Annotated in this window: 24 protein-coding genes and 1 tRNA gene; 11 read left to right on the top strand and 14 right to left on the bottom strand. The window is 54.6% G+C overall.

Going from position 1 to position 23,930, the window contains the following annotated elements; translation table 11 throughout:
• The first annotated feature begins 7 nt into the window (after positions 1-7).
• The 7 genes from FTO74_RS10680 to FTO74_RS10710 all read left to right on the top strand — a co-directional run bounded on the left by FTO74_RS10680 (position 8) and on the right by FTO74_RS10710 (position 6,059).
• On the top strand, positions 8-1,336 hold the full coding sequence (locus FTO74_RS10680; RefSeq protein WP_162538137.1) for a cytochrome ubiquinol oxidase subunit I: 1,329 nt from the start codon (positions 8-10) through the stop codon (positions 1,334-1,336).
• Complete coding sequence (locus tag FTO74_RS10685; RefSeq protein ID WP_162538138.1) at positions 1,333-2,358, top strand: cytochrome d ubiquinol oxidase subunit II; 1,026 nt, start codon at positions 1,333-1,335, stop codon at positions 2,356-2,358. The genes FTO74_RS10680 and FTO74_RS10685 overlap by 4 nt, the downstream gene beginning before the upstream one ends.
• A 22-nt stretch (positions 2,359-2,380) precedes the next feature.
• Positions 2,381-3,226, top strand: a complete 846-nt coding sequence (budA, locus tag FTO74_RS10690) for an acetolactate decarboxylase (RefSeq protein ID WP_162538139.1) — start codon at positions 2,381-2,383, stop codon at positions 3,224-3,226.
• The gene (alsS, locus tag FTO74_RS10695; RefSeq protein ID WP_162538140.1) at positions 3,226-4,905 is read left to right on the top strand and encodes an acetolactate synthase AlsS; all 1,680 of its coding nucleotides are present in this window, start codon (positions 3,226-3,228) and stop codon (positions 4,903-4,905) included. The genes budA and alsS overlap by 1 nt, the downstream gene beginning before the upstream one ends.
• Before the next feature lie 109 nt (positions 4,906-5,014).
• The gene (locus FTO74_RS10700) at positions 5,015-5,560 is read left to right on the top strand and encodes a lactate racemase domain-containing protein (protein ID WP_162538141.1); all 546 of its coding nucleotides are present in this window, start codon (positions 5,015-5,017) and stop codon (positions 5,558-5,560) included.
• Positions 5,536-5,838, top strand: a complete 303-nt coding sequence (locus tag FTO74_RS10705) for a hypothetical protein (protein ID WP_162538142.1) — start codon at positions 5,536-5,538, stop codon at positions 5,836-5,838. The genes FTO74_RS10700 and FTO74_RS10705 overlap by 25 nt, the downstream gene beginning before the upstream one ends.
• Positions 5,826-6,059 carry a hypothetical protein gene (locus tag FTO74_RS10710; RefSeq protein WP_162538143.1) on the top strand — a complete coding sequence of 78 codons (234 nt, stop codon included), beginning with the start codon at positions 5,826-5,828 and terminating at the stop codon, positions 6,057-6,059. The genes FTO74_RS10705 and FTO74_RS10710 overlap by 13 nt, the downstream gene beginning before the upstream one ends.
• 298 nt (positions 6,060-6,357) lie before the next feature.
• Here FTO74_RS10710 and FTO74_RS10715 read toward each other — a convergent pair whose 3' ends face one another.
• A complete protein-coding gene (locus FTO74_RS10715; protein ID WP_162538144.1) occupies positions 6,358-6,528 on the bottom strand; it encodes a hypothetical protein in 171 nt (56 codons plus the stop codon).
• A 45-nt stretch (positions 6,529-6,573) separates the two neighbouring features.
• Between FTO74_RS10715 and FTO74_RS19760 the strand changes: the two genes are divergently transcribed.
• Positions 6,574-7,155 carry a hypothetical protein gene (locus FTO74_RS19760; protein ID WP_255462193.1) on the top strand — a complete coding sequence of 194 codons (582 nt, stop codon included), beginning with the start codon at positions 6,574-6,576 and terminating at the stop codon, positions 7,153-7,155.
• A gap of 320 nt (positions 7,156-7,475) precedes the next feature.
• Complete coding sequence (locus FTO74_RS19765) at positions 7,476-7,793, top strand: LuxR C-terminal-related transcriptional regulator (RefSeq protein ID WP_255462636.1); 318 nt, start codon at positions 7,476-7,478, stop codon at positions 7,791-7,793.
• Between the two features lie 379 nt (positions 7,794-8,172).
• On the opposite strand, the gene FTO74_RS10725 is transcribed toward FTO74_RS19765, so the two are convergent.
• The 3 genes from FTO74_RS10725 to FTO74_RS19380 all read right to left on the bottom strand — a co-directional run bounded on the left by FTO74_RS10725 (position 8,173) and on the right by FTO74_RS19380 (position 10,058).
• A tRNA-Leu gene (locus tag FTO74_RS10725) sits at positions 8,173-8,259 on the bottom strand.
• A gap of 227 nt (positions 8,260-8,486) precedes the next feature.
• Positions 8,487-9,371, bottom strand: a complete 885-nt coding sequence (locus tag FTO74_RS10730) for an ArdC family protein (protein ID WP_162538146.1) — start codon at positions 9,369-9,371, stop codon at positions 8,487-8,489.
• 366 nt (positions 9,372-9,737) lie between these two features.
• On the bottom strand, positions 9,738-10,058 hold the full coding sequence (locus FTO74_RS19380) for a hypothetical protein (protein ID WP_174242199.1): 321 nt from the start codon (positions 10,056-10,058) through the stop codon (positions 9,738-9,740).
• Positions 10,059-10,067: 9 nt separating this feature from the next.
• Here FTO74_RS19380 and FTO74_RS10740 point away from each other — a divergent pair, with 9 nt between their 5' ends.
• Positions 10,068-10,577, top strand: a complete 510-nt coding sequence (locus tag FTO74_RS10740) for a tyrosine-type recombinase/integrase (protein ID WP_220398999.1) — start codon at positions 10,068-10,070, stop codon at positions 10,575-10,577.
• 1 nt (position 10,578) lies between these two features.
• Here FTO74_RS10740 and FTO74_RS10745 read toward each other — a convergent pair whose 3' ends face one another.
• The 10 genes from FTO74_RS10745 to FTO74_RS10790 form a co-directional block, all read right to left on the bottom strand.
• Positions 10,579-11,061, bottom strand: coding sequence for a hypothetical protein (locus FTO74_RS10745; RefSeq protein ID WP_162538149.1), 483 nt, complete (start codon positions 11,059-11,061; stop codon positions 10,579-10,581).
• Entirely contained in the window at positions 11,062-11,361 is a 300-nt protein-coding gene (locus FTO74_RS10750) for a hypothetical protein (protein ID WP_162538150.1), read from the bottom strand.
• A 177-nt stretch (positions 11,362-11,538) separates the two neighbouring features.
• Positions 11,539-11,784, bottom strand: a complete 246-nt coding sequence (locus FTO74_RS10755; protein ID WP_162538151.1) for a hypothetical protein — start codon at positions 11,782-11,784, stop codon at positions 11,539-11,541.
• Positions 11,756-12,289: a hypothetical protein gene (locus FTO74_RS10760; RefSeq protein WP_162538152.1), complete on the bottom strand. Its 534-nt coding sequence runs from the start codon at positions 12,287-12,289 to the stop codon at positions 11,756-11,758. The genes FTO74_RS10755 and FTO74_RS10760 overlap by 29 nt, the downstream gene beginning before the upstream one ends.
• 63 nt (positions 12,290-12,352) lie before the next feature.
• A complete protein-coding gene (locus FTO74_RS10765) occupies positions 12,353-12,901 on the bottom strand; it encodes a hypothetical protein (RefSeq protein WP_162538153.1) in 549 nt (182 codons plus the stop codon).
• An 80-nt stretch (positions 12,902-12,981) separates the two neighbouring features.
• On the bottom strand, positions 12,982-14,766 hold the full coding sequence (locus tag FTO74_RS10770; protein ID WP_162538154.1) for a PDZ domain-containing protein: 1,785 nt from the start codon (positions 14,764-14,766) through the stop codon (positions 12,982-12,984).
• Positions 14,767-15,136: 370 nt separating this feature from the next.
• Complete coding sequence (locus FTO74_RS10775) at positions 15,137-15,547, bottom strand: hypothetical protein (protein WP_162538155.1); 411 nt, start codon at positions 15,545-15,547, stop codon at positions 15,137-15,139.
• 53 nt (positions 15,548-15,600) lie between these two features.
• The gene (locus tag FTO74_RS10780; RefSeq protein WP_162538156.1) at positions 15,601-17,409 is read right to left on the bottom strand and encodes a hypothetical protein; all 1,809 of its coding nucleotides are present in this window, start codon (positions 17,407-17,409) and stop codon (positions 15,601-15,603) included.
• Positions 17,410-17,647: 238 nt separating this feature from the next.
• The gene (locus FTO74_RS10785) at positions 17,648-18,787 is read right to left on the bottom strand and encodes a helix-turn-helix transcriptional regulator (protein WP_162538157.1); all 1,140 of its coding nucleotides are present in this window, start codon (positions 18,785-18,787) and stop codon (positions 17,648-17,650) included.
• A gap of 680 nt (positions 18,788-19,467) precedes the next feature.
• Positions 19,468-20,220, bottom strand: coding sequence for an acyloxyacyl hydrolase (locus tag FTO74_RS10790; protein ID WP_162538158.1), 753 nt, complete (start codon positions 20,218-20,220; stop codon positions 19,468-19,470).
• A gap of 690 nt (positions 20,221-20,910) precedes the next feature.
• Here FTO74_RS10790 and FTO74_RS10795 point away from each other — a divergent pair.
• Positions 20,911-23,913, top strand: a complete 3,003-nt coding sequence (locus tag FTO74_RS10795) for an Ig-like domain repeat protein (RefSeq protein ID WP_162538159.1) — start codon at positions 20,911-20,913, stop codon at positions 23,911-23,913.
• Positions 23,914-23,930 lie beyond the last annotated feature (17 nt).

Here is a 23,930-nt window from a genome sequence, read left to right on the forward strand (position 1 = left end):
GTCGCAAATGGATAACTTTCTTGCAGCTCGCTCTCAGATGGGGATGTCCCTCGCCTTCCACATCGTCTTCGCGGTGATTGGCGTCTCGCTGCCATTGATGATGACCATCGCCGAATGGCGGTGGAGATCGACAGGCGATCCGACCTATCTCCTGCTTGCGAAACGCTGGGCGAAGGGGACAACCATCCTCTTCGCCGTCGGCGCGATCTCAGGGACCGTTTTGTCATTCGAGCTTGGTTTGCTCTGGCCGAGGTTCATGCAATATGCCGGAGCTGTGATCGGAATGCCATTCTCTCTGGAAGGATTCGCGTTTTTCACGGAAGCCATCTTCCTCGGCATTTATTTATATGGGTGGAACCGTGTACCCGGCTGGTTCCATCTCTTCTCGGGCATCATCGTGTCTTTGAGTGGATTGCTGTCCGCCATCTTCGTTACGCTTGTCAACGGGTGGATGAACACGCCGACTGGCTTTGACATCCTCGATGGCAAGTTCCAGAACATCCACCCCTTCGCCGCAATGCTAAACCCGGCAGGCATTCCGGAGGCAGTACACATGGTACTTGCCTCCTACACTGCCGCGGGATTCGCGACGGCTGGAATCCATAGCTGGCTTCTGTTGCGTCGAGGCAGAAATCGCTTCGATGAAGTCGCCATAGGAATTGCACTGTGTGTCGGTGGAGCAGCTGTTTTGATTCAGGGTGTAAGTGGCGATGCTCTTGCCCGTATGGTTGCAGTGAAGCAGCCAATGAAGCTGGCGAGCCTCGAGGGACAGTTCAAAACAGAAGTGGGGGCTCCGCTAAGCATCGGCGGTCTTCCTTTTCCAGACGAGCGGGTAACGAAGTACGCCATCAAAATACCGCACGGTCTGAGCCTGCTAGCCTTCCACACTCCGAACGCCCTGATCAAGGGACTCGATCAGGAACCTTCGAAGGACTGGCCGAATGTGCGAATGGTGCATATCTGTTTTCAGATCATGGTGGGCTGCGGAAGCCTGTTATCGCTCTTCGCCCTCATCGCGGCCTGGCTCTCCTGGAAACGTGGCCCTTTGAGCAAACAGAAGTTGTTCCTTAAGGCAGCCGTCCTGGTTAGTCCGCTTGGGTTCGTCGCCCTGGAGGCCGGGTGGATGGTGACTGAGTTGGGCCGTCAGCCCTGGATTGTCTACCATCTGATGCGCACAAGAGATGCAGTGACTACCATGCCGAACATCACAATTACGTTTCTGGTGATGACCTTCGTCTATCTTGTTCTTGGAATCATTGTCGTCTGGTTGTTGAGCAAGCATGTGATCGCACCAGCCGAGAAAAAGCAACTTGACGGCCCCGGGGTGCTGGTATGAATCCCGCAATGATTCTGGCAGGCATCATGCTCGGCGCGCTCGTGATCTACTCTCTGCTCGCCGGGGCTGACTATGGCGCGGGCTTCTGGGACCTTATGTGTTCCGGACCTCGCCGGGAGAAACAGCGCCAGTTGATTGCGCAAGCGATTGAACCGGTGTGGGAGACAAACCATGTGTGGCTCATTCTGGTAGTTGTTCTCATGTTTGCAGGCTTCGCGCCCGCGTTCGGTGCAATCAGCATAGCCCTTGGCGTCCCAGTCTTTCTTATCCTGCTGGGCGTCGTCCTGCGAGGCTCAGCCTATGTCTTCCGTACCTATTTCGCTGGAAGCATCCGGACGCAGCTCTACTGGGGTAAGGTCTTTTCGATATCGAGCAGTATGACGCCGCTCTTTCTTGGAATCGTGATCGGGGCTATCTCAAGTGACACGGTTGTCGTAAGAGATGGCATCAGCGAAAATGGTTTTCTCAGAACGTGGTTTCATCCATTCCCGGTAATTGTCGGCGTTCTCTCGCTCTCGCTGTTCGCCTACCTGTCGGCGTGTTATCTAACCGTAGAAACCGATGACCCTGCACTTCAGGATGATTTCAGAAGCCGGGCTCTCTTCTCTGGCTTTATCTCTCTTATGGCAGCATTTGCGACATACGTTGTCGCAGGTGACAACGCGCGGGAGATACGGGATGGTCTTTCGGGCGCTCCCTATGTCTTGTTAGTCGAATCTTGCGCTGCAATCGCCGCATTCGTCGCATTTCAGGCACTTTGGTCGAGACGCTATCTTCGTGCCAGAATCGCAGCCGCGGCCCAGGTCGGCCTGATCATCATCGGATGGGGCGCAGCGCAGTATCCATACCTCGCTAGGCCAGGCTTGACTATCTTCAACAGTTCAGCACCTTCCAACGTCCTTATAGAGATTGAGATTGCGTGTGCCTTTGGAGGAGCTATTCTGTTTCCCTCGCTGTTCCTTCTTTATCGAATATTCAAGGCACATCGCAAAGCTGTCCTTGCAGACACCACACCTGTTTAGGCTTATCCCCGGAGAACTGCCAATGCCCATGCTCGGTTGTGAAATATCACAGCAGCTCGAAATCGCTCTGAAAGAACGCTCTAAGACGACCGGCGAATCGATCGCTCGGATTGTTACATCAGCCCTTTCCCGGGCTCTGGGGATACCCGTGCATACGCTGTTTCAGGTCTCCACATCAGGAGCGCTTGTTCAAGGCATCTACGAACGGGCCGTCTCCAGCTCCTTTCTGCTCAACTACGGCGATTTTGGGCTCGGCACCTTCGACAATCTCGACGGAGAGATGGTTGTGTTGGATGGAAGCATCTATCAGGTGCGCAGCGATGGCACGGTTAACAAGATTGTCGATGACACAGGAACACCCTTTGCCGTGGTTGTGCATTTTCTTGCCGACCAGGACCAAACCATCGAGAACGCTTCGACCTTCGAGGAACTCACAAAGTTCTGTGACCAGTATCGGGACTCCGAAAATCTCTTCTATGCCTTCCGCATTGATGGCCACTTCGAGCACGTTCACACTCGCGCCATGAAAGCCACGCTGGACGGACTTCCTCTGGCAAAGGCTGCCGCTATTCAGCCGGAATTTGATTTCAGGGACATCGACGGAACCCTCGTCGGACTGTGGTCCCCGCAGTTCTCGAGCGCGCTCAACGTCGCCGGGTATCACTTCCATTTTCTCTCTAAGGACCGAACCAAGGGAGGACATCTGCTTCAGTGCAATGGAATGGACCTGAGGATACGAGTAGAGAGGCTCAACGACTTCCACCTCTCTCTTCCAGAGTCAGAAGAGTTTCTGCGAGCCGACCTGACAAAAGATACTGCGAAAGAACTTGCCTACGCGGAACAAGCTCACAAAAAGGAAAATCTCTAATGTCCAGTGAACAGAAGCCAAACGATCAGCTTACCGGCGCGGATATTGTCGTCAGGACGCTCGAGCAGCAGGACGTGAAATGGGTCTTCGGGGTGCCGGGGGCCAAGATCGACAAGGTCTTTAACACCCTGGTCGACTCTTCCATTCAAACTGTCGTCTGCCGTCACGAACAGAACGCCGCCTTCATCGCGGGAGGCATTGGAAGAATGACCGGCAAAGCCGGTGTGGCAATCGCAACCTCTGGTCCTGGTGTCTCCAATCTAGTCACCGGACTGGCCACGGCAAATACCGAAGGTGACCCGGTGATCGCGCTTGGTGGCGCGGTACCTCTCGCCGACCGACTCAAGAAGATTCATCAGTCGATGGACTCGGTAAATCTTATGCGAGCTGTGACCAAGTACAGCGCCGAAGTAGACTCATCGGAATCGGTCTCGGAGGTAATGGCGGCCGCGTTTCGAAGCGCTGAGTCCGACCGGCCAGGGGCAGCCTTTGTGAGCTTGCCGATGGACATCATGGTGGCACCTGCGAAGTGCGACCTCCTAACCCTGCCGACACACTCCGCTCCAGGCCCCGCAGACTTCGAAGCAGTAAAAGAAGCTGCACGGCTCATCAACAACGCAAAGAGGCCGGTGGTATTGCTCGGTCTGCTGGCGAGCAAGCCAGAGAACGCAGCTGCAGTCTGTGAATTGCTGGAGAGCGGAAAGCTACCGGTTATTGGAACTTTTCAGGCCGCAGGAGCGGTATCAGCGAATCTCTTCAGCAACTTCGGCGGACGAGTCGGCCAGATCAACAATCAACCAGCAGATGAGATTCTCGCTGCCGGAGATCTGGTGATTACGATCGGATATGACCCCGTCGAATACTGGCCTTCCATCTGGAATAAAGGTAACAAGCGCACAATCGTGCATCTGGACGCGCTACCCGCAGATATAGACAACTCCTACAGCCCGACGGTCGAGCTCATAGGAGATATCGCCGGAACGATCCAACTGTTGAGCCCACTCATCTCGCATACCAATCCAGACCCGTCTATTCAAAGATTGTTGGAAAAGATCGCTGAAGACCGCTATGAACTGGCACAATCCTCGACTGAGATGAATGGAATGCCGCTCCATCCGCTCAGGCTTGTTTCTGAACTACAAGACATGCTCACACCTGACACCACACTGTGTCTGGATATGGGTTCTTTTCACCTCTGGATGGCACGACACCTCTATAGCTTTCGTGCGAGACAGATTCTCATCAGCAACGGACAGCAGACACTAGGAGTCGCGCTTCCGTGGGCTATTGCAGCCACACTCGTTCGCCCTGCCGAGAAGGTCCTCTCGATCTCCGGAGACGGCGGATTCCTCTTTTCCGGGATGGAACTGGAGACTGCCGTACGACTCCAATCAAACCTCGTCCACATGATATGGATCGATGGCACCTACAACATGGTTGCCGTCCAGGAAGAGCAGAAATATGGCAGACCATCAGGCACTGACTTCGGCCCTCTTGATCCTGTCAAATACGCCGAGGCGTTCGGTGCTAAGGGGCTCATGATTCACACTCCCGATCAGATCACCTCTGTGTTGAAGCAGGCTTTTGAAGTTCCAGGTCCCGTGCTTATCGGAGTTCATGTGGACTATCGGGACAATCACCGTTTATTCGAGCAGGTAAATGAGCGAAGCGTGCATTAAGCTGCGAACTTTTCGGCAATCTTCGAATAAGCACCCGAGGTCTTAGCGGAACAGCTTTGTATGGCCGGCAAGCATATCTCGTAAGCACTTCGCGGAATGAGGAGGAAGCATGAAGTTCGCATTACCCTACGACAGGAAGACTATCGATGTTGAGATCGACGACCGCAATCTGGTTGGGATTCTGGAGTCGAAGGTGGAGGGCTATAAGCCCGCAGGCTCGCAAGAAGAGTTGATCGAAGCATCTCTTGATAGCCCCATTGGCTCCCCTCAACTGGAAACACTGGCAAAGGGCAAGAAGAACATCGTTATCATCAGTTCCGACCATACGCGTCCTGTTCCTTCAAAGATCATCACACCGATTCTGTTACGGCGCATTCGTGAAGCGCAGCCCAATGCCAATATAAAAATCCTCGTCGCGACCGGGTTCCATAGACCGTCGACACATCAAGAGCTCGTCGATAAATATGGTGAGGAGATCGTGAACCGGGAGCAGATCGTCATGCACGTATCGACCGCCGATGCAGATCAGGTCCGGATCGGAACGCTTCCTTCTGGACCCGCGACGAAATCCTCGGCTACCTGTCGGAGGTTGAAGCGCTCCTGCCCGCAAACCATCCTCTCGAGAAATTCGTGGCTGATCTTCGCCGGATTTTGATCGAAGACACCGACTGGCAAGCGATGCATGAACAAGGCTACGAAGCCATCAGCGCGAATGAGCTTGTCCACGGCTACGTCCTGTGTCTAGGGGCGATGCGCCACGCGCCGGTTTCTGCCGCTCTACACCTGCAGGCAATGTTGGCCGAGCATCTGGATCACTTCGCCGTCCTGACCCGGCTGCGCCAATCGAAGCCCACAATGCAATGCATGCAGCGGCCGCTCCTAACCTTTCCAGGCTTGCCGGAACAGATGTGGAAGCGGGAATGGCTAAGCTAGCGCTACAGGGGAAAGTAACAAAACAAGGTATAGAGCTAAAATCCGAGGCTGTCACGATTTTTCATGACAATGTAGTCGTTTGTCGAACTTTCACTGACCGTCACGGCCGTTTTTTTGTGGCAGATCTTCCCACAGGAAGCGTCGTCGTATCCGTAGGAGACAAGGATTTCACGGTGGCTGTGACATCTGGGCAAACCGCCGAAGTTGATGCGTTACTGTGAGGTCTATTGATTGAGTAATCTACTCCATAGGCTTACATTCGCGAGCAGTTCCCTCCTTTTTTTGAAGGGCTGACTTGCGCGGCTCTGGCTGCATGGCTTTCGGAAGTGCAACCTCTGGGATTTAGAGGGAGTGCCGGATCCGGAACGAAGACGGGCACTGCCGCCGCGATCTGCGGAAGCGGCAGAACTGCCGTCGGCAATACTGCCTCTGTAGTCGGCGCCTGGATTGCCTTGGGCTCCTAAGGCAATTTGGTCAGAATCAGTGTAAGAGGAGCTTCCGTTCCTGGCTGCGGTCTATTCACTTCTGGCTGCAGCGGAAGTGGTTGTTGACTCCGTTATAGGGCACCGTTCCGTCGGCCTGTCTGGGGATGTCATTAACGGGGCAGGTGTAAATCGACACGCCTCCGGCAGCGAGGATCTTGTCGTGAGCGGCGTAGGTATTGGTGGCTTCTCCGGGGTCAAGAGTCACCCCCCATACGCCTGCGAACTGGCGCTACCAGCCCGCGCCCTCCAAATGGGAGATATTTTAATTTCGTTGCGGCACAAGTCGTCCGTTGGTATTCTCGGCACATCCAGACCACCGTTGTGCAGAGGACCAATATTCGAGAATCCAGAGCAGGCGTTTGGCGGCACCAAGCCGATGCTCGAACTCATCGATACGATCTATGCAGCCGTACAGCAACCCTCGCACTGGCGGACCGTACTGGATCAGATCGGCGAAGCAATTCATAGCGATCAGAACCTCTTGTTTACGGATATTCCGGGTTCGCCTATTCCCAACGCTCTTTCCGGCTCGAAGACAAACCAAGATGTTCCCCATCTCTTCACCAGCTACTACGCGTCGGTGAACGTGCTGGCCGAGCCGTGCGACCAGATGTTTCCGTCCGGAACCGTGCGCTATAGCCATTGGGCGGTTCCCGATGCGGAGTTTGAAAAATCCGAATTTACAACGACTTCTTCAAGCCTCTGGACATGCACTACAGCATCGGCCTCAAAATTCCTCTGGACAATCAGTCACCGGCCTATTTCAGCATGCAGCGCGCAAGATCGACGGGTGGATTCGATGACAGCGAAGGAACTGTTCTCCGTACGCTGATGCCTCATTTGCGCCGCGCTCTAACGTTATATCGCCAGATGGAAACAATGCAGACGCGGACGTTGGGCCTGGAGAACGCGCTGGAGGCGTACGGACACGCAGTCATCGGGCTCAATGCCTCCGCGCGGGTGATAGTGTCCAACAGGCCAGCGGTTGCGATGCTCGAGGCGGGGACAGGTCTTCGGATCGTAGGGGGACTGCTGTGCTGTACGTTCGCAGAGGAGAGCAGAGCCCTCCAAGAGTTGCTCACCGGAGTGCTGACGGGCGGTCCGGGCGGCGCAATGCTGGTGCGTCGCGAGGGTAAGTCGGCGCTGCGGGTCATGGTGAGTGCGTTTCGCGGTTCACTGCCGGGGCGCTCCAAAACTCTCGCAGCGCTCCTTTTTCTGAGCGATCCTGCGCAATTGGCACCTTCCCGCGCGGAGACGCTCCGGGCACTTTATGGTTTGACACCGACTGAATGCCGTATTGCGGACATGCTGCTGGCAGGTTTAGAACTGCGCGACATTGCCGGACGGATGCGCTTCACGTTAGAAACGACCCGCTTCCACGTGAAGCGCGTATTAGCAAAGAGTGGCGCTCGGCGACAAAGTGAATTCATCAGGTTAATGCTTGCCCTCCCGGGCATTTCAAGCCGCTGACAATGTGGGCGCTTCAACCGTTTAGAGGGATCGCCGTCAATCGGTGAGTGCCTGGCTCGTTTGGCTCCGCATACAGCGCAATTCGTGACTTTGGGCACAGTTTGGGCACAGAAAAACGCATCCGAAAGATGCGTTGATTTGCTAAACCATTCATTTTATTGGTGCCGGGAGGGGGGGTCGAACCCCCACGAGGTTGCCCTCGGCGGATTTTGAGTCCTTCCAGGATGCTCATAACATATTTATTTTCAGCTACTTGAAGAACATCAATTCAATAGTGTGTAAGAAAATGTGTAAATTTCGCTCTTTTTACATGAAGAGGTCCGACCGGTCGAAAGAATCATCGCCGTGAACGTTGGAATAAGTTTTGAGGGGATTGTATTGGTGGCGGGTATCGGAATCGAACCGATACGAGATTGCTCTCGGGGGTTTTTGAGACCCCTGCGTCTGCCAGTTCCGCCAACCCGCCAATGCTTCTATTAGACCACAAAGTGCTGGACTTGAAGATCGCTCGGTGTTTACCGCAATTCTACATGGCATGTGCAGCTTAGCCTGAACATGGAAGGGGCGGAAGAGGGGCCGGGAGAAACCCGCAGGGTGTCTCCCGCGCCTCTCAAAATGGCAGACGGGATCGTATAAGTCCCGTCTGTCCTGTTTTCGTACCGTCTGATTTTCACATGTCTGCGGGCATAACCCTCATGCCGCAACCTCCTCCAGTTCCTCGCTAATTACGTCCTCCGATATGGGCGGTTCCAGTGCGGCAAGGATGACACTGGCGGTCTGTTGAATGACTTCCAGCGATTCGGCCAACAGCGAAGCGTTGCCGTGATACAAGACGATGTAATCCGCGCTTGCGGTGGAAGTCACCAGCCCAACCGCTTTGCCGACGACAAAGGCCACGGCCTCGGCCTCCATCTCGCGTACCGTCTTGGTGGTGGCGGTGCGGCGTTCGGCGCGGTGTAACAGTTCATGTGCCGTTTCATGGACCAGCGTGGCGAAAGTTTCCGCCTTCGATTGACCATTGAGAATGGCGATGCGTCCGCCATAGCTTGCGCCTAACGCGCCGTGCAGGTCGTCGCTGTAGGTAAGCTGGATGCCACGGCTACGCACAAACGCGGCCAGCCGTTCCAGATCTTCGCCAGGGTCGCCAGAGACTTCGCGCATGGCCGGAAGGTCTACGCCTTCGGTCTGCGAAATATCGAAGACATAGGCATTACGAAAGCCAAGCAACACCCGCTCATTCTGCTTGGTGATGTCCTTCTTCGCTTCCTCGTCTTTCTTGCGGCGAAAGCCAACAATCGGGGCGAGAATGCGGATGCCCTTCTGTCCGGCCTTCACACTGCGGCCTAAGTTCTTCCAAGTCCAGAATCCCGCTACTCTGGTCGCTGAAGGCATTTGTCGCGCTATTTCGAGGACGTTGCCGAACGAATAGGTTTGGAAACGGCTCATGGCGGTGAGGTAGTTGGTAAGGGCTTCAGAGTGTCCGGCCTCCAACTGCTCAATCAGTAGTTTGATATTGGCGGCGATGAGTTCCTGCTTGGTGCTGGGCTTCTTGCTGTCGATAGTGGCGATGGAGTTCATGGTGTTTGCTCCTTTGGGTTTGGCTTTTGCACGTCCGCGTAGACACGCGGCATGTACATGCCGAACGCCTCCTGGCGAAGGCGGGGGGTAGCAAACGGAAAGGTCTTCGAGCGGAGCTTTTTGGGGGGACCGCGCTTTAGCGTGGGGGAGCCAAAACCCGAAGGGCGAATGGCCTTGAAGAGCGCGGGGGCAGCGCCCCCGAGCAAAGTCTGGTTTCCGCATACGTGCGCATCAGCGCACAAGATTTATAGGGAGGGCGTTGCGGGAAGGAAAGTCCCGCAGAGGCGGAAGCGAAAAACGCGAAAGCGGTTGAAGCGCGGAGGAAACTTCCTCCGCAAAACTCTGCATGCAGCTCAAAGCAATGCGTTATCGACCGATAGAAAAGCCATAGGAAATATCGTGTTCCTGTACGGACTGCGGCTTTATCTTCTCACCCATATCTTGTTGCGGCATGACACCCTTTTCCATGCCAACCTTCGGTGCATGAGCACTCTGCTGCGATACATCGTGTCCAAGTGCAATCGGCAACTTCTCGCGGTCATTGGTGAAAATCTGCGCATCATGCGCTCCGCGCGAGATCGAGACATAGGCCATGCGATTGTTTAGCAAATCTTTCGCGCCTAGTTCGGTGTCCACATGAACCAATACTCGCTCAGCGGTTTGCCCCTGACTGGAGTGACTGGTCACAGCATAGCCATGATCGAGATGCGGATTCCGCATCGGATCAATCTCAACCGAGCGGCCATCGTCCATACGCAGACTCATCCGCCCATCACTGATTCGTTCAACGGTTGCGAGTTCACGGTTAGCGATCTTGAGTTCGTTGTCTGGCGCAGTGAATTGGAACCTGGCACCACCAAAAACAAGGACGGACGCGAGGTCACGATGACCGCGAATATCCATGCGCTACTGACTCAATCTGTCGCCGGAAAGTCGGCAGAATCAGCCGTGCTGACGCGCCCTGATGGAAAAGCTGTGAGAGACTTCCGTGAGACGTGGGCCAACGCCTGCAAGTCAGCCGGAGTGCCGGGGCTTCTCTTCCACGATCTGCGCCGTACTGCCGCTCGTAATCTTCGCCGCGCCGGGATCGCGGAAGGCGTCATCATGAAGATCGGCGGATGGCGCACTCGTAGCGTATTTGAACGCTACGCCATCGTGTCGCAAACCGATATCGCTGATGCGCTGAAGAAGCTTGAGGCTAACTAACTTAAAACGGAGAAGGGGCGTTTGGCTTGTGGCATAGAACGATGGCATGAATCAAAGCTTTGGCGACACGCTCGGCGGTATCCTTATCGCGAAACGATGCCAAGTCATACCGACGTGGCGTATTGTCATCGGCTCTTGTGATGTTCCCGAAGTCGCTCCCATAGCCAGGCGTCGCTTGGAGGTAAACGACATCGCCGGGGGAAAGTTCTCCGCGGATATTCGTTTTCTTATCCAGCGGCACGCGCAGAACTCTGCCGCCCGCAACTATTAGGACCTCCTTCTTGGATACGGAACGAACGCGTGCATCCGGCACGTCGCTGCTGACTTTCTTGGGCAACTCGGCGGGTGTCCCGGAAACTGGAGGATCACGAAAGTCTACAGGTCCCGTCACGAACACGGTGGTGCCGCCGTCCTTGGTTCCTACCGACAACGGATTGCTCTGGTCGAGTCGGAGCGCAGTGATATAGATTCCCGTCCCGTTCATTCAGGCTTTGCTTGAGTCAGGCCACGACGATTCGTCAGTCGGATACTGATGAACAACCTCGCTGCGATCGACTAGGGAGCAGGCATTCTCCAATGTGACGGATTGCGAGATGATGCGTTCATGCGGTTTGAGCGATATCTCTCCGCGTGTAACCAAGGCTTGATTCATAAAGGCGATGGTCTGCTCCATGGTCGAACCGGACACAGGCGGGGGCGAAGCGGGCGCTGTTGCGGAACTCTGGGCATGCAGGTTGAAGGCGATGTAAAAGGCAGTGATTGCCAGACAACGAACGATCTTCATGGCTTCTCCATGGTGTGGACTAAAACAATGATGGTGCTTTTGGCTTGTGGCAGAGCACCATTGCATGAATGTATGCCTTCGAAACCCGTCCAGCTTGCTCCTTATCCTGAAATCTTCCAAGAAATCCTCTAAATATCTCCTGAGTTCCTTCACCATCGACATCGTGATGCTGAAACGTTATATAGAAAAATCGTCACCTTCTTCGACTGCGATTGTGCGCGGATCGTCGTTGACGAGGTCTATATCCTGCAAAGTACCGGCAGGCTTACTGCCATCAGGGTTGCTTTGGGTAGTTTGGTAACGTAGAAAGCAGTGCCCTATCAGACTGATCTCTTGGCAGGCCATCATGTGTGAGCCCTGATTGGTAATAAACTTTCCTTGCTTTTGAAAAGCCTCAGAGATGAAAGCGATTGTCTGCTCCATTGTCGGGGTAGAGGCAGGCGCGGGGCGTAGGCGCTGACCCGGAAGAGGTTGAACATGGCGCGGAAGCTGCAGATGGAAGTGTTGGGGTGGGCGCGGGGGATGCACCGGATGATTGGGTGTTCAGCTGCTCGAGATCGTAACGAGCTTGCGTATTTAGGTTGCTCTGAGTTTTCGTCGCCTCCGTAAGTTCAATGACCTTTTTGTAACTTGGGATGGCCTCTTGAAATTTCTTTTGTCCTACCTGGGCGTCACCAAGCTCAAGCCAAAGCAGTGGCTCGTTGGGTTTGATGGCGGTAGCTTGTTGCATAAGCGACGAATCAAGGTCGAAGTCGTTCCGAGCTTTAGCTGCCCGCGCATCTACCAGTAGCTTATTCACGCTGGCAATTTTCGCGTTGTTTTCAGCGATCGCCTGATTGGCCTTGGCGTAGTCCTGGGCTGGCGTTTGCGCGTGCAGGATCAGTGTGAGAGCAGGGATCCCGATTGCGACCCAACGAATGATATTCATGGCGTTCCTTGGATGGGGCCAGAAAATTGAAGTGGCTTCGGGCTTTAATGTTGCCCTAAACGTTTAGAAAATTGAAGGTGCTTCCGGCTTGTGGCAAAGAACGATAGCGTGGATGTATGCCTTCGCCACACGCTGAGCACTGTCTCTTTCAGTGAAATATCCAGTTGTGATGTTATTTGCCTGACGCTCCTGCGTAGCCAGTTGCTTGATCGTGACATGAAAAATCGGAGGAGTTGATCTTGCGTTCTCGGCTCTCTCCTCCTCTATCTGAATTGAGAGTGGATCGAGATTCTGCAACAAAACTGACTCGCTCTGGGGATGGCCAGTCCCGCGCTTCAGACTTTCCATATCTATGGAATACTGAAAGCGGTAAGTGTATCTGAGCGTACAATTTTCGCTCACGGAAACATGCTGAGCCGAGACCTCGCTAACGCCTCGCCTATTCTCATACTCCCACGCAAGGCTGATCGGCTTACTGAATGCTTCATTGATGAAGTTAATGGTCTGATCCATGGTCGGGCCTGTAGTTTGCGGCGATGGTGCTGGCATCTGACAGTGCAAATGAAGTGTCATGAGAAAGGCTGCGAATGCGGTGGATTGACGGAGTTTCATAGGTCTTCTCGGGCGGTTCTATTTAGGTATGACTGGGGCAGCATGTTGCAGCTGATCGGTTCTCGAACTCTGGTATAGAGTCACTTGCGACTGCATAGGAATCGGTTATTGGCTCCCATGAAGGCCTGCGTTCCGTCAGGCTCCCTGGCAATGTCGGCTGAGGGGCAGGCGTAGATTGATAAGACTCCGGCAGCAATGATGGCATCATGCGACGCGTACGTATTGGTGGCTTCGCCTGGAGCAAGAGTGTCAGCCCCGTACGCCTGCGGACTGGCGTAGTACCAAATTCGGGCGGAGACGGTGCAGTTGTTTTGGAGAATGAGGTGATCGCCTGTGATGGGATCTTTCTTGTAGGAATAGACGACGCACTGATTAAGATCGGGATCGTAAGGGCCGCCGGCGCTTGTTCCGCCAGAGCCCGCGTCGCTGTATCCTCCACCGGGTGCAGCAGAACCTGAGCCGCCCCCGGTACCTGTCCCTCCGCCTGATGCAAAGAGGCTGGGGTTGAGAGGCTGGCCGGGAGTACAAGGCACACCTGCAGACGTGTCGCTCGACGTCCTGCGCATGAGGCCCGGAACAAAGCCGGACGGTGGGCAGGTCTGCACAGGCACACGAGTCGATTGTTGCGCCTGATACTGGGCGAGTGAAACGCACGGTTGAGACGCGCTGAGATAGACGCAGTCGGCAGGGGCTGCCGTGCCGGTGCTGACGCCGGTCGGTACACTGCCTAGATTCGGGTTGTAGGTCGTTGCTGGCTTTGGCGACGATACATTCGCAGCCATCTGAGTTGGCTGCTGTACTGATCGTCCTTGTCCGGCGACATCGGATGTGGCTTCCGATCCACCGCACCCCTGGGCGAGAAGACCTTGTGAGCCCTGTGCAGAGTTGCACAGCCTGCTGTTGCTGGACGAACTGGTTGCAGAGGACTGTCGTTGCTCTGCCTGCTGACGTTGCTCGGCCAACAGTCTCTGCTGTTCTGCCTCTCTTTCGCGGCGCGCGTTGTTTGCGGCGACCTGCGCATTCGCACGTGCCTGGAGTTCCGCGTTCCGAGCGTTTTGCTGAGCGATTTGTGCGTCCAAACCATTGTTGACGGCCCCGAGCATACCATTGAGGGCGTTGAGAAACCCACCTCCGCCAGTTGTGCCAATCGTCTGGGGCTGCGATCCCGCCATCGCCGCCGCATTGGACTGCTCTGCCCTTTCTTCTATCTCGCGCTGGCGCTGCTCCTCCTCGCGTTGGCGCTGCTTTTCAGCTTCGATCTCATTGATCTTCATGGCCTGCAATGCCTGCGCCTCCAGATCGGCTCCCGTTGCAGGGGGACCGGAAGGAGCGGAGCCACCGAGATGAGCAAGCGCCTGCGCTTCAAGATCATCACCTGTGGCTAAGGCAGTAGGCGCGGATCCACCATTAAGATGAGCAAGCGCCTGGGCTTCAAGGTCATTGCTCGCGGGGGCGGCAGACTCGGTTCCATTTTGTTCGCCCAGTTGAGCCGCATTATTTAGAGTTCCGCCAATATAGGAATTCTTACCGCCACTGTTCATATCCCGAACCACGAACACCACATCGTCCCCGACCTTTAGGTGCGAGATTACGGCCCGATAAGCTGCCTCCGTTTTGATCGGCTGCCGGTTGATCTCCACGATGAGAGCTCCTTCATGGAGGTCGATGGTGGCGGCAAATGAGCCCGGCAGTACGGTCGAAACGAAGACACCACCATCCCCTGCCGCCGCACGTTCGGAAGCCGTGCGGGGACCGGACACAACAATGCCAAGCCTCTTTGAAGCTTGGGAATACTCTTGCGCAAAGGAAAGCGAACTAGTGAAGAAGCAAAGTCCCAGAAGGGCTGGGGAAAGGAATTTGGGCATATCGCTCCTGCGGCTCCGCCGGAAAAACATACGTCAGGCCTGAATGTTCATTCTCGACTGCGAACTGAATCCGATTGTTATGACTTGGACAGGGACAAGTCTAGCCGAATTTGCGCCGGACACTCGGGACCATAATTGGTGCTACCGCAAATATCTCCCATATGGGAGATCTCGTGGATTCCACAACTAGCTCGCCCTAATGCTGCGATATAAGGAGTCCTGTAAAGAGCATGGCACGAAGAGCCTGTGACCAGATTGCTGCCGCATCGATGTTTCCCTGGCTCTCAGCGGCGCACGACAAAGGGCATTCTCATGTGATCATGCGCAAGAATGAATGGGTCCACAAAGGCGATACATCAAGGGATCAAACTTACTTGTGATAGACAATCGAGATGCAGAGGAAAACGCTGAAGAAAACGATACCGAGAACAAAGAAGAGGTGTTCGACAAAGACAACTTGCCAGACACGGAGGTGATTATAGATGCTCATGTCATAAAGGCCATTCTCATCCGGTCCCTTGGATGGAAGGCGTTCGATAACGGTTGGCATTCCACCCAACGTGAATGTCGCTGCAAGCAGTGAGATAACAACGCTCGCCAGTGAAAGAATCAAGAGCGTCTTCCCACTTGGACCAAGCGTCGGTTGTTGATCGAATTTGACCACGCCAGAAATGGCAAGAATGGCAGCCGGTTGTAAGGTCACAAGCCATCTACTCCAATCCATCAGGGCAATGGCAGCTGCTTGTTGACGTTCCTTCTTTTCCTTCTCGATCTCAGTCATAATTCGAGCCTCGGTACCTAAGCTCCTCTTTCTCCGTGATACCTGCAGCCGATTTACCTGCGGCTGCAGCTATAGGGGTTGTTGCGTCCGCTGTATGCCAGCTTCCCGTCACCCGTCCGTGGCGTATCTCCAACAGGGCAGGCATAGACGGATACGCCACCAGCAGCGGCGATCTTGTCTTGTGCCGCGTACGTATTGTCTGTTTGGCCGGGACTCAGGGTCGTAGCACCAGATATTTGCGGACTGGAATAAAAGTACACCTGAGCCGTGACGCCACAGTTGTTTTGCAGGATCAGGTGTGAGCCCGTGATCGGATCGGCTTTGTAGGCGATTTGTACGCAGTAGCTGAGGCCAGGATCGGTGGCGCCTCCCGTGGCTGAACTGTCAGAGCCGCTGCTACTGCCAGAGCCTCCGGCGGAGGCCGGATCGGGCGGTGTGACGCCGGTGTAGCCGCCGCTTGCGGTGGTCGCAATCAGTGGTCCGTAGGGCGTCCCCGGTTTGCATGGCACCCCAACGGCTACATCGCTCTCCGTGCGAAGCATTACACCTGGGACAAAACCAGAAGCCGGACAAACCCCTTGCGCGCCCGATTGCTTCTGCGCCTGCATCTGCTGGTACTGGGCAAGCGGAACGCAGGGCTGGGAGGAACTGAGGTAGACGCAGCCTGCCGGTTCGGCAGAGCCGGCGTTCGAAGTTCCGGTGTGAGTAGTGGGTGGCGAAGTCGCAATCGCGCGGGCCCGCTCTTGCGCCCTGCGTTGCTGCTCAGCTATCTGCGATTGGCGATTCTCGTTCGCGGCGACCTGAACCTCCATGCGTTGTTGCAGCTCCGCATTTCGAGCGGTCTGCTGAGCGAGTTGCGCGTCAAGTCCATCGTTGACTGCACCGAGCATGTTCGTTATGGAATCTAAAAAGCCTGTCCTGCTCGTAGAAATTGAGGTTGACCCAGAACCCCGAACTCGAAAGCCTCCCCCAACATCCTGAGAAACTGTCGCCAATGTCTTGCGGATTCCTGGTTGGAATCGGCTAAGCTCTTCCGCAAGCGTGGCAACCTCGGTGGGATTCATTGGATGGCCCTTGCAGAGTTCTGTAGCACGTTGAACAGCATCGGCCATTCGGCGTGCTGTCGCGTCGTCCTTGAACAAAAAGACCAGCGCTTCATGGTCAATACCATTGAATTTCAATCCAACGATTGGAATTGGATCTTGATTTTCTGTGTCAGGTGGCAGAGGAAAATTCTGTACGGTGACCTGCTTTATATCACCGAAGGAGAATAAAAACCTATAGTTATCACCACCATGCACAATCATGCCAAGCTGCCCCGTCAATTCCAATTCGTAGTTAGCGCGACAGGTTTCCGCATTAGCAGAAAACTTTGGAGCAAACTCTATTGCCATACTGACCTGTCCTTGGTCGCTTCCCATGACTGTTCCACCGTCTACTAACGGACCGAAAGCGATCGCCCAACGACCGTCAGATCTATCTTGAGTCTTCCAATCAGCCACGCTTTCGGAGATTGACTGCAAAGTAGCTGCCAATGTAGCTCCAGCGAAAGGGTTCGCCGGATCGGGAGCTATCACGATTGCGGATGTCGTCGCAGTGGGGCCATTCTGCATCACGGCATTCATCTCCGCCTCCGTCGCCCCGACCTTCTTCAGTGCGATCAACGCATCCACGGACGTGTCCCAACGCCCCGCTCCATGGCGAATCTTATTGACGACAGTGCTTTCGGGAAGCCCCGCCTGAAGCATCTTGACGATGTCCGCGTTGGCCCCCGCAGCAGTATCTTGCCCCCAAGCTCCAGCAGCAAAACTCAAAACCAAGGCGGCAACGCAAAATAAGAGACAAACCCGCAGCTTTCCCATCACGTCTCCCATTGAAAATCCGGATAGCTACGAACGTAGCAGGTCCTCCCCCTTTCCTTCGAAAGATACCGCCTTTGGCAAAAGAATCTCCCAATTGGGAGATTCTCGAGGCCACCATATCAATGACAGCCGGGATCTTGCGGACTCGCCATATTTGTCAGCCGGCGATTTCCTGAAATCATCGAAGTCTGGATGGATGACGATACTGGACAGACCGGTTGAACTGTAAAGTCTTGGGCTAAAGCAGGCGCGGCATTTCTGGACTCGTGGGGAGAGAGAGCATGAGCCTCACCAACTCCGCTTGGCGACGCACGCCTGTTTTGCTTAGAATCCGCTTGACCTGGAAACGAGCCGTCTCAGTGGTGAGCCGAAGAAGCTCGGAGGCCTCGTTGATGGTGACGCCGGAACAGAGCAAGTCTGCCATCCTCGCCTCCATTGGAGTTAGCTGGTAAAGCTGCCTCATTATCATGCTTCGATTTCCCTGCGGCACGTTTTCGTCGTATACAAACACCACAGCGTATCGATCACGGTCGCCGAAAGCATTGTCTTTGGGAGGCGGGACGACGCTTACGTGCAGAGGGCTGGCATCTGTTCGAGTCACGCGCATCGCTCCACCTGGCAGGGCGTTAGCACAAAGCTTCGAGGTAACGCCCTGCAAAAGCTTCTGGAATTGTGCCTGCTCCTGAGGATCGCCCGCCTGAAGGCGACCATGCGAAAACTGTAATCCGTTTCCCTCGGCAACGCACCTCTCTGCTCGCCGATTCATTTGATGGACACGTCCCTTTCCATCTACGAGAAGCGCTGCAACGGACATGGCTTCCATGACGGCTTCAGAAAAGAGACTGACAGATCGGATTGAGGTAATTTTGCTGCGAAGCGCCAGGACTATCTTCAGGTGAGGCACCAGCATCTCCAGCAACTGCTCAGATTCCTTTGTCATAGATGGATGGTTTTTGCTTCTCCATAGCGATAAACCTTCCGTTTGTGCGTCGCTGAAGTTACAGAGCAACAGGGTCATGTACTCCATGTCGTACTCCGACAAGAGGTCGTTGTAGAATTCCGTCTTTCGTACGGCTGCGTGATCGACCAGCTCTGTGCCATGATTCACGCCCAACGCTGGAAGCTTCGCGAGTCCTGGCCGGAACGGATCAGACGATCCGTATTGCTCGCTATATAGCCGAAAGAACTCGGCATCATGGCTTTGTCCCCCGCCCGCAAGGATGACATTGCCCTTCTCCTGATATGCCCCCATGACATAGCCGCAGGAACTGCTAGTCAGATGGCAAAGTCTGTCGAGGAACCGGTTCCACCTTTCAGGCTCCAGTTGCGCGCCGTACAGGTCCGCCAATAGCGAGGACAACTCTGTGGCCGAGGTCATTCTCCGTCACCGATCCTTTCTTTGACCTTATGGGTTCTACCGCGATGATAAATGTCGGGCCTAGCTATAGAAACGAGCCAAGTCAAACTGGTCCGCGCAATACAGCAGCCAATCGCCTAATTATTGAGCCTGCAAGTGTCTGGTCCCTTTTCTTCACTTGCTAACGCATCGCACATACTTTGGGCACAGTTCGGGCACAGAAAAACGCATCCGAAGATGCGTTTATTTCCTAAAGCATTGATTTTGTTGGTGCCGGGAGGGGGGTCGAACCCCCACGAGGTTGCCCTCGGCGGATTTTGAGTCCGTAGAAGCCTCAAGTTCATCCGCCCAGAATCATGTCGATACAGCAACTTACGAAACATCATCGTTCAGTTCCGTGAGGTTGTTTGAGGGTCTGTGAGTTCGGTCTGGACAAAGTTTAGACAAAGTCCATCGAACCCTTCCCTCGACTGTAGAGACATCATATCAAACAAGTCAAACCAGCAGAGAACAACCGCTGGCCGTTTGTCAACGTAGAACCATAGCCTGAGTCGCTTCGAGCTTATGGAATCGGTCCGGCCCATCGCTCGAATGACAAGGTCATAGCTAAAGGTAAGGATGGTGTCGTCATTTATGATACTCGCGCGAACGCTGGCCCTATCAGGGCCGCGCTCATCGAGCGAATGGTAGGATTACGCCGTTTAGTTGAGCGATCGACCAAAACGAAACGTCACGGCGAGGGCCTGACTATCGACCCCGGGATTGTCGTAACCCAGATAGGCATTTGAGAGATGATGAAGCCGATACTCAATTGCTAACGATCTGTTGTGGTTCTCAAAGAGTTCGACTCCAGCACCGAACTCGAACGTAAAGTTAAAAGACGACGAGTTGTTGACGGGAATATCCCTGTTGGACACTAAGAAGCCGAGATGGGAATCGATCAAAGGCTGAACTTTCTTTTTGGGCGCAAAGTTCACCCTAAACCCTGCGGGACTTGCACCACCCATGTATGTCCATCGAGTGCCGCAGGAGCGAGAAAAGGTGTACCCCTGATTGCCCGGCTGAGGCACCGTAAAGACGCCAGGGACGCAGATGTTATAGATCGGACTGGTGGTGGCATTGACAACGTTCGTGTTGAGGATGACATCGGTGGCTACCTGATCTTGAAGAAATGCAGCCGGTAGGACACCCATTTCATAGAAAACGCTAGCGTGAGGCGTCCAGTTGAACCAGTGTGGCGCGTTGAAGCGGCGTGCGTACTCAACTCCGGTGTTCACGAACTGCCGTTTACGGGAGACGCCCCATTCGATATGACTCGAGGTATGCGAGTATTCGGAAAACAAGGAGAAGGAATTGAGGCGCGAGTATTGAATCGGTACTTGCGCTAACAGGTTGGGTGCCAACATACTACCGATCATCACGACACCGACGCTAAGAGGGAGCTTGATCCGCATGAGCATCTAGGATTCGGTCCGAAACAAAGCTAGCTTGTGGGTTACACGGGCGGAACTTCGATTCATGGAAATGCTCCGTGGTTGATTCCATAATGGGCTGAGTGAGCGAAATTGTAGCACGGGTAAGTCAGAGTTCCGGTCTGCGAGCTACCCACCTATGAGAGAACATTTTCCAGCGCGTTGCTTCGCTTTCTACGGACTCACGTCGTTTCGAAACATCCTTAACCATTCGTTGAACGTTAGTAAGCGAGTCGACGTTCCTGGCTGAAGCTCTTTGTCAACACTCGGGACTGTGCTGTTAGGTACAGCTATCAACGATCGTGGTGAAAATGTCGCAGAACGGTTAGACGACCTGAGGGATTAGCGATCGTTCGATGCAAACCTTGACGGGCGATCAGACACATGATATCCACTTAGACAAGCTTCCAGGCCATCAGCATAATCGCATTCCCTTCGTGGCGCGCGTGCGCATCGACTAGTCTCCTATAGAGCAGCAAAGGAGGTTGAAAACCGGATTGAGCCTGATGGATGGTCAGACACCAGATTCAACCAATCAAAATATCGAACCATGTCTGTCATACCTTCCGAATCGCTTATGTGGTCGATTGCGTGATGCTCCTAGCTGGCCTCATCCAGCACGGGTATTTCATGTGTTTGGACCGGAAACATTCTTAGAGAGTTGGAGGCACTTTGCTTCGCATAGTGGTCGCTGCAGCCATTTTCGTAGTAGCGCCTGCCTTCGCATTCGCGCAATCGCCGATCAGCACCAGGGCTAATAACTTGGTACTGATGCCGGATCACGTACCGGAATATGTCACAAGTGCACAGGATCAAGGTCCTACAGCAGACAACACTCCTATACCAAACGCAGCGATATTGCTTGCCCGTTCTCCGGAACAAGATGCGGCGCTTCAGATTCTGTTGCAGGAACAGATGGACAAGACCTCTCTTAACTTTCATCGCTGGCTGACTCCTGAAGAGTTTGCGAGTCGATTCGGCGCATCGGAAACGGCTATCGAAATTGTTTCCGGGTGGCTCCACGCCAACGGATTCTCACCAACGGTCTCCCGCAGCAAGATGTACGTTTCCGTCTCCGGGAATGCCGCGCAATTCGCGACGCTATTTCACACCACCTTTCATACGTTCGCTCTGCACGGGCAGAGCGTCTATTCGGTGACCATTAATCCCAGCGTCCCCGTCGAGGTTGCCCCATTTATACGGTCTATCAACGGATTGACGCAGCATCCGGACATGGCGAAAGCGGCAACTCCGCATCGGCTTTCTATTCGTCCTGACGGCACGAGTTCGAGCGGCGCACACTACATTACGCCGGCTGACTTCGCGGTTATCTATGATCTCAATCCGGTCTACAAGGCCGGATATTCCGGTGCCGGCCAAAGCATCGCGATCGTTGGCCGCTCCCGTGTCTCCAACTCTGACGTCCAGAACTTTGCTCTGGCCACGAATCTGACTCTCTCTAATCCTCAGGTGGTACTTCCGCCTGGCAGCATTGATCCCGGCGAGACAAATAACGGCGATCAAAATGAAGCAACGCTCGATGTTACCCGTGCGAGTAGCGTTGCCCCAGGGGCGTCGATCTCCCTCGTTATCAGCTCGGCGGCAAGTGGCGGCTATGAGTTGGCTATGCAATATGTCATCGACAATCAAGCCGCTTCAATCATGTCAGTAAGTTTTGGAACCTGTGAAGCCAGCGCAGGGGGCCCCAGCACAGATTTCTACAACGCCCTTCTTACACAGGGCGCAGTGCAAGGCATCACCACATTCATCAGCGCCGGCGACGGGGGTGTCGATGCGTGCGAAGGACCTGATTCAGTTCCAAGCACGACCCAAATTGCAAGCATCAATCATCTCTGCGCCAGTCCGAATGTGATCTGTGTCGGAGGGACGCAGCTTAATGATACGGCCAATCCCTCACAGTACTGGAACGCAGCTAATGGAGCGGGACACGAGTCGGCAATTGGATACATCCCGGAAGGCTCATTCAACGAGCCGATCAATTTAGGAACGGGGGCGACCCAAATCTTTGCGGGTAGCGGCGGAATCAGTACATTTATTCCGGCGCCAAGCTGGCAGACGGGCATTCCGATTAGTAGCGGTGGTTTCCGTATGGTTCCGGACATATCCTTCTCCTCTTCCGGACACGATGGTTACTTCATTTGCCTCACCTATCTGGGATACCCCTGCGTTGCAAACTCCCAGGGAGTGACGGAGCTTTACACGATTGCAGGAACGTCGGCCGCCGCCCCCTCGATGGCCGGGATTCAGGCGCTGCTCAACCAGCAAGAAAACGCAAAACTGGGAAATATCAATCCGACTCTCTACAGCCTTGCGGCGAACCCGGCGAACGGCGTATTTCATGACGTCACGATCAGCTCAAGCGAAGTGACCAACTGCACCGTAGGCACCCCCTCTTTGTGCAATAACTCAACGCCTTCTTCCACGTCGCTGCAAGGAGGCGAACCGGGATATATCGTAGGAACCGGATATGACCTTGCTACCGGCTGGGGCTCGATGGATATCTATAAGCTATTTCAGAGTTGGGGCAACATCTCGAAGCTCGCGGTTGCGACGGTCGACCTGACTCTTTCACAGACACTTGTTTCGGCTGGCCAGAACGTCATCTTGACGGCCTCTATGGAGTCCGCGAGTCCCGTTCCCACGGGTACGATTCAGTTCATGGTCGACGGCCAAACAATTGGAGGACCGATTCCGCTCAACTCGACAGGCGCATCGCTGACGTATCTGGTGATCGGAACGGCACAAATCAATAAGGTTCAAGCGGTATATTCCGGGGACAGCACGTATGCAGCGGCAGTCTCCGGGACCATGCAGTTTGTGATCACTCCCCTTGGATCTCCTGGCTTCAACGTGACAGCAACTCCCATCCAGATCGGCGCTCCAGGGGATTCCGGAACATCATCCGTCACAATCTCATCCACGAATGGCTTCAGTGGCACGGTCACTTTAGGCTGCATTACCGAACCGGGACTGTCCCTTGGTTCCTGCGTGTTCAGCCCAGCGTCGTTCACTTTGGGTGCTACGCCGGTTCAGTCGGCGCTCAAGCTCACCTCAGTTGCGCCATCTTTACGTCCGGCAGGCGCGGCCCAGGCGTCGGCCACGAAACCTCGCGATCCCTTGCTCGACGAACTTCCACAAGGGCTTGCACTGAGCTTGCTCGGTTTTCTGTTTATTCCTCGCAGAAGGTTCACAGACCTTCGTAAGCAAATTGCGCCGTTGGCTTTAATCTCGATTCTCGGCGCTTTCCTGGTTGCCTGCGGACATACCGAAACGACAATTACCGTCGTCTCGGCACTCAATCCCGGGACAACACAGGTGCCGATCAGCTTCCAAGCCATCGTCGCAGGTTCGCCGGGAGGCGCTGCTCCGACTGGCTCCGTGCAATTTCTCTCGAACGGTCTAACGATCGGCGCGCCCGTCAGCCTGACGAACGGCGCGGCAACTTACTCGCAAACATTCACCACAGGCGGGACCTATGCAATCTCCGCTCAGTATCTTGGCGACTCCTCCAACCGGGCTTCCCTTTCTTCCGCGATCAACGAATTTATTTCTTACAAAAATACTGGAACCGCGCCTGGCACCTATTCGCTCTTGGTACAAGCCACGAGCGGTATGTCGTCGCAAACAGTTCCAGTGACCGTTACGGTGCAATGAAATGCCCCCGACCTTGA

Origin of the sequence: Granulicella sp. WH15, from assembly GCF_009914315.1 — a bacterium.
Lineage (GTDB): Bacteria > Acidobacteriota > Terriglobia > Terriglobales > Acidobacteriaceae > Edaphobacter.

Bases quoted from the DNA above. Each gene is read 5' to 3' on its own strand.
- FTO74_RS10745 (WP_162538149.1), bottom strand. From the start codon at position 11,061: ATGAACGGGACGGGAATCTATATCACTGCGCTCCGACTCGACCAGAGC.
- FTO74_RS10740 (WP_220398999.1), top strand. From the start codon at position 10,068: ATGATCGAGATGCGGATTCCGCATCGGATCAATCTCAACCGAGCGGCC.
- budA (WP_162538139.1), top strand. From the start codon at position 2,381: ATGCCCATGCTCGGTTGTGAAATATCACAGCAGCTCGAAATCGCTCTG.
- FTO74_RS10760 (WP_162538152.1), bottom strand. From the start codon at position 12,289: ATGAATATCATTCGTTGGGTCGCAATCGGGATCCCTGCTCTCACACTG.
- FTO74_RS10780 (WP_162538156.1), bottom strand. From the start codon at position 17,409: ATGGGAAAGCTGCGGGTTTGTCTCTTATTTTGCGTTGCCGCCTTGGTT.
- FTO74_RS10785 (WP_162538157.1), bottom strand. From the start codon at position 18,787: ATGACCTCGGCCACAGAGTTGTCCTCGCTATTGGCGGACCTGTACGGC.
- FTO74_RS10685 (WP_162538138.1), top strand. From the start codon at position 1,333: ATGAATCCCGCAATGATTCTGGCAGGCATCATGCTCGGCGCGCTCGTG.
- FTO74_RS10680 (WP_162538137.1), top strand. From the start codon at position 8: ATGGATAACTTTCTTGCAGCTCGCTCTCAGATGGGGATGTCCCTCGCC.
- FTO74_RS19760 (WP_255462193.1), top strand. From the start codon at position 6,574: ATGGGAGATATTTTAATTTCGTTGCGGCACAAGTCGTCCGTTGGTATT.
- FTO74_RS19765 (WP_255462636.1), top strand. From the start codon at position 7,476: ATGGTGAGTGCGTTTCGCGGTTCACTGCCGGGGCGCTCCAAAACTCTC.
- FTO74_RS10700 (WP_162538141.1), top strand. From the start codon at position 5,015: ATGAAGTTCGCATTACCCTACGACAGGAAGACTATCGATGTTGAGATC.
- FTO74_RS10710 (WP_162538143.1), top strand. From the start codon at position 5,826: ATGGCTAAGCTAGCGCTACAGGGGAAAGTAACAAAACAAGGTATAGAG.
- FTO74_RS10790 (WP_162538158.1), bottom strand. From the start codon at position 20,220: ATGCGGATCAAGCTCCCTCTTAGCGTCGGTGTCGTGATGATCGGTAGT.
- FTO74_RS10755 (WP_162538151.1), bottom strand. From the start codon at position 11,784: ATGGAGCAGACAATCGCTTTCATCTCTGAGGCTTTTCAAAAGCAAGGA.
- alsS (WP_162538140.1), top strand. From the start codon at position 3,226: ATGTCCAGTGAACAGAAGCCAAACGATCAGCTTACCGGCGCGGATATT.
- FTO74_RS10770 (WP_162538154.1), bottom strand. From the start codon at position 14,766: ATGCCCAAATTCCTTTCCCCAGCCCTTCTGGGACTTTGCTTCTTCACT.
- FTO74_RS10730 (WP_162538146.1), bottom strand. From the start codon at position 9,371: ATGAACTCCATCGCCACTATCGACAGCAAGAAGCCCAGCACCAAGCAG.
- FTO74_RS10775 (WP_162538155.1), bottom strand. From the start codon at position 15,547: ATGACTGAGATCGAGAAGGAAAAGAAGGAACGTCAACAAGCAGCTGCC.
- FTO74_RS10765 (WP_162538153.1), bottom strand. From the start codon at position 12,901: ATGAAACTCCGTCAATCCACCGCATTCGCAGCCTTTCTCATGACACTT.
- FTO74_RS10750 (WP_162538150.1), bottom strand. From the start codon at position 11,361: ATGAAGATCGTTCGTTGTCTGGCAATCACTGCCTTTTACATCGCCTTC.